The 4,533-nt window shown below is 70.3% G+C and carries 5 protein-coding genes; 2 read left to right on the forward strand and 3 right to left on the reverse strand.

From position 1 onward, the window contains the following. Positions 1-354 precede the first annotated feature (354 nt). On the reverse strand, positions 355-774 hold the full coding sequence (locus ABZ371_RS29270) for a Fur family transcriptional regulator (RefSeq protein ID WP_358685168.1): 420 nt from the start codon (positions 772-774) through the stop codon (positions 355-357). A gap of 162 nt (positions 775-936) precedes the next feature. Between ABZ371_RS29270 and ABZ371_RS29275 the strand changes: the two genes are divergently transcribed. Continuing rightward, positions 937-2,388, forward strand: coding sequence for a catalase (locus ABZ371_RS29275; protein ID WP_358685171.1), 1,452 nt, complete (start codon positions 937-939; stop codon positions 2,386-2,388). A gap of 153 nt (positions 2,389-2,541) precedes the next feature. On the opposite strand, the gene ABZ371_RS29280 is transcribed toward ABZ371_RS29275, so the two are convergent. Both ABZ371_RS29280 and hisN read right to left on the reverse strand, forming a co-directional pair. Then, positions 2,542-2,943, reverse strand: coding sequence for a CBS domain-containing protein (locus ABZ371_RS29280; RefSeq protein WP_358685174.1), 402 nt, complete (start codon positions 2,941-2,943; stop codon positions 2,542-2,544). Positions 2,944-3,312: 369 nt separating this feature from the next. Next, positions 3,313-4,113, reverse strand: coding sequence for a histidinol-phosphatase (gene hisN, locus ABZ371_RS29285; RefSeq protein ID WP_358685176.1), 801 nt, complete (start codon positions 4,111-4,113; stop codon positions 3,313-3,315). 152 nt (positions 4,114-4,265) lie between these two features. Here hisN and ABZ371_RS29290 point away from each other — a divergent pair. After that, a partial coding sequence (locus ABZ371_RS29290; protein WP_358685179.1) for a TetR family transcriptional regulator occupies positions 4,266-4,533 on the forward strand: 268 nt, incomplete at its 3' end.

Here is a 4,533-nt window from a genome sequence, read left to right on the forward strand (position 1 = left end):
GGGTGGAGCAGCTCGGTAGCTCGCTGGGCTCATAACCCAGAGGTCGCAGGTTCAAATCCTGTCCCCGCTACTGAACGACTGAGGCCCGGATCCTTTCGAGGATCCGGGCCTCAGTCGTGTCCGCGCGCAGTCCTGTCCACGTATGGGCGGTCGCGCGAGTCCGGGTACAGGCGGTCGCGAAGGGTGCTGCCTCGCGCGGTGGCGGGCAGCACCCGCCGCGCGAGCGTTCGCGAACCAGCTTCCGCGTGCCGAGGGCCCGCCCAGGCCCCTCGGACCGAAGGGGCCTGAAGGCCGGAGGGCGGAGCCGCGAGAGGGCAGCCCCGTCCGGCGGCCGGTCGCGCGCCCCGCGGGGCGTCAGGCCGTGGCCGCGCAGTTCGGGCAGATGCCGCGGTAGGTCACCTCGACGTCGGAGACGGTGAAGCCGAACCGCTCGTCGGCCGGCAGGTCGGCCAGCGGGTTGCCGGCGGGGTGCACGTCCCGGATCGCGCCGCAGCGCGCGCACACCAGGTGGTGGTGGGGGCGGTGGGCGTTCGGGTCGTACCGCTTGGCACGCCGGTCGGTGGACACCTCCATGACCTCGCCCAGGGAGACCATCTCGCCCAACGTGTTGTAGACGGTGGCGCGGGAGATCTCGGGCAGGCGGCCGACCGCCCTGGCGTGGACCTCGTCCGCGGTCAGGTGCACATGCTCGCCGTCAAGAACCTCGGCCACGACGCGTCGCTGAGCCGTCATGCGCCAGCCGCGTCCGCGAAGTCGTTCCAGGAGGTCACTCATGAGATCCAGCCTAACAGTGGCGGGACCGAGTCCCGAATAGGTGTGACTTTGGATGTTCACTTGACTTAGACAAAGTCCATCGTAGGATCGAGACCGGCATAGGCCACGGGACAGGCTGTGCAGGAAACGACAACTGTGCAGGACATGACGCAGGAGGCGCACGTGACGCAGGGACCGCTCACCACGGAGGCCGGCGCGCCGGTAGCCGACAACCAGAACAGCGAGACCGCTGGCCCGGGTGGACCGGTTCTCGTCCAGGACCAGGCGCTTCTGGAGAAGCTCGCCCACTTCAACCGGGAGCGCATCCCGGAGCGCGTCGTCCACGCGCGGGGCGCCGGCGCGTACGGCACGTTCACGCTGACCCGGGACGTCTCGCAGTGGACGCGGGCCAAGTTCCTCTCCGAGGTCGGCAAGCAGACGGAAACGTTCCTGCGCTTCTCCACCGTGGCGGGCAACCTCGGTGCGGCCGACGCGGTGCGCGACCCCCGCGGCTGGGCGCTGAAGTTCTACACCGAAGAGGGGAACTACGACCTCGTCGGCAACAACACCCCGGTGTTCTTCATCAAGGACGCCATCAAGTTCCCGGACTTCATCCACACCCAGAAGCGCGACCCGTACACCGGCTCGCAGGAGGCGGACAACGTCTGGGACTTCTGGGGCCTGTCCCCGGAGTCCACGCACCAGGTGACGTGGCTCTTCGGTGACCGAGGCATCCCCGCGTCCTACCGGCACATGGACGGCTTCGGCTCGCACACCTTCCAGTGGAACAACGAGGCCGGCGAGGTCTTCTGGGTCAAGTACCACTTCAAGACCGACCAGGGCATCAAGAACCTCACCACGGAGGAGGCCGTCCGCCTCTCCGGCGTCGACCCGGACAGCCACCAGCGCGACCTGCGCGAGTCCATCGAGCGCGGTGACTTCCCGAGCTGGAGCGTGCAGGTCCAGATCATGCCGGCGGCCGAGGCGGCCACGTACCGCTTCAACCCGTTCGACCTCACCAAGGTGTGGCCGCACGCGGACTACCCGCCGATCGAGATCGGAAAGCTCGAGCTCAACCGCAACCCGGAGAACATCTTCGCCGAAGTCGAGCAGTCGATCTTCAGCCCGGCGCACTTCGTGCCCGGCATCGGCCCGTCCCCGGACAAGATGCTCCAGGGCCGCCTCTTCGCGTACGGCGACGCCCACCGCTACCGCGTCGGCATCAACGCCGACCACCTGCCGGTGAACCGCCCGCACGCCACCGAGGCGCGCACCAACAGCCGTGACGGCTACCTGTACGACGGCCGCCACAAGGGTGCGAAGAACTACGAGCCGAACAGCTTCGGCGGACCGTTCCAGACGGACCGGCCGCTGTGGCAGTCGGTCCCGCTCACCGGGACCACCGGCAACCACGAGGCCCTGGTGCACGCCGAGGACAACGACTTCGTCCAGGCGGGCAACCTCTACCGGCTGATGACGGAGGACGAGAAGAGCCGGCTGATCGACAACCTCTCCGGGTTCATCGCGAAGGTCTCGCGCGACGACATCGCCGAGCGCGCGATCAACAACTTCCGTCAGGCGGACGGTGACTTCGGCAAGCGGCTGGAAGCCGCGGTCCAGGCCCTGCGCGGCTGACGCGGACGCTTGCCGTAGCTGGCGGGCCGGTTCCCGGGAGTTCCTCCCGGGCACCGGCCCGCTGTCGTGTGCGGGCAAGGTGTCCGAGGGTGCGCGCCGGTCAGAGGTTCGCGGACGCGTGGACGCGGGGGCCGACCGTGCCGGGCGGCCGGATCAGAGGGTCGTGTCGGCGCGCGGCCGCCGGGCGGGCGACCAGCACCGGATGATGTCGCGGACGGAGACGATGCCCACGGGGCCGCCGCCGTCCAGCACGATCAGGTGCCGGAAGCCCCCGTACGTCATGGCCTCGGCGGCCTCCTCCAGCGTCCATGTGGGGGAGGCGAAGACCACGTCCGTGGTGGTGTGCGTGGCGGCGGTCTCCACGTCCGGGTCCTGCCCCGAGCCGACCGCGTCGAGGATGTCGCGCTCGGTGAGGATCCCGACGCCGCAGGTGTCCGGATCATGGACGACGGCCGCTCCGATGCGGCGGACCGACATCAACTGGGCCGCCTGGCGAAGCGTGTGGGCCGGGCCGATGGTGAGGACCACGGTGCTCATGGCGTCACGTACGAGCATGAAGGGAGCCACCTCCTTGGAGGAGTGACGTGTGAACGGCTTTCGTGAGCCGGTTCACAAGTTCACAAGTGGGGGAGGTCTCAGAGTGGCAGCCCTCGGATGACTCGACAAGAGGGCGCGCCGACCGCTCGTGGACAGCGTCTTCACGCCCCCTCCGCCCGCACCCCGGGACGGCCGAACGGTATCCGACCGGCGTTCCCGTGCCCGGGTTTCGGCCTGCGGACGTACGCGCACCCGACGCCGGACGGCGGGAGACGCACCCCCGTGGCGGCGAACCGGGCCGCGAGCGCGGCCCGTTCGAGGACGACGGCCCCGACGGGGCCCGGACACCGGTACTTCACCCCGGCGCGGATCAGAGGCGGCGCTTCGTCAGTACCGCTGGTTGAGGTAGCCGAGCAACTCCTCGTGCAGCAGCCCGTTGGAGGCCGCCGCGTTGCCTCCACCCGGGCCGGGAACGCCGTCCAGACCGGTGAAACGCCCACCCGCCTCCTGGACGATGATCGCGTTCGCCGCCATGTCCCACAGGGAGAGCTCGGGTTCCGCGCAGATGTCGACCGAGCCCTCGGCGACCATCATGTACGGCCAGAAGTCCCCGTAGCCGCGCGTCCTCCAGCAGGCCCGGGACAGGTCCATGAACCCGTCGAGCCGCCCCTGCTCCTCCCAGCCGGTGAGCGAGGAGTACGCGAAGGAGGAGTCCGCGATCCGCCCGACCTCCGAGACCCGCAGCCGCGTCGCGGACGTGAGGCTGCGGCCGGAGTACGCGCCCGCGCCCTTCGCGGCCCACCAGCGGCGGTTCAGCGCGGGTGCCGAGACGACGCCGACCACCGGCTGGAAGCCGTCCTCGCCCGCCTCCATCAGCGAGATCAGCGTCGCCCAGACGGGTACGCCCCGCACGTAGTTCTTCGTGCCGTCGATCGGGTCGACGACCCAGCGCCGCGGACCCGTGCCCTCGACCCCGAACTCCTCGCCCAGGATGGCGTCACGCGGGCGCGCCCGGTGCAGATGCCCGCGGATCAGTTCCTCGGCGTGCTTGTCGGCCTCGCTCACCGGGGTCATGTCCGGCTTCGTCTCGACCTTGAGGTCCAGAGCCTTGAACCGGTCCATCGTCGCCGCGTCGGCGGCGTCCGCCAGTACGTGGGCCAGACGCAGATCATCGTGGTAATCGGGCATGCCGTCACAGTATCCACCGTCAAACGCCCGGGCTACACGGGCCCGCGCCGGGGCGCCACGACGGGGCTTCGGGCGACCGGTACGCGGACCCCTGACAGCGCCCGGGGGCGCGTCAACTCCGAAGCGCAGGAGCCCCGGTGCGGGAGGTGGCGATGCCCTCGGCGCGTGAAGCCCTGCTGGAATCCGCACACCTCGCGCTGTCCACGCGTCCGTGGGCGGCCGTGCGCATGGTTGACGTCGCGGCCTCGGCCGGTGTCTCCCGGCAGAATCTCCACAACGAGTTCGGCGGCAAGCACGGCCTCGCCGGGCGCTGGTCCGCCGCGCGGGCACCGGTCAGGAAGCCGCGCCCGAGCGGGGAGTACGGCACGAGGGTCACCCCGAGCTCGACGGCCGCCGGCACGGCGCTGCGCTCCACGTCAC

This window comes from Streptomyces sp. NPDC005899 (assembly GCF_040629645.1).
Taxonomy (GTDB): Bacteria; Actinomycetota; Actinomycetes; order Streptomycetales; family Streptomycetaceae; genus Streptomyces.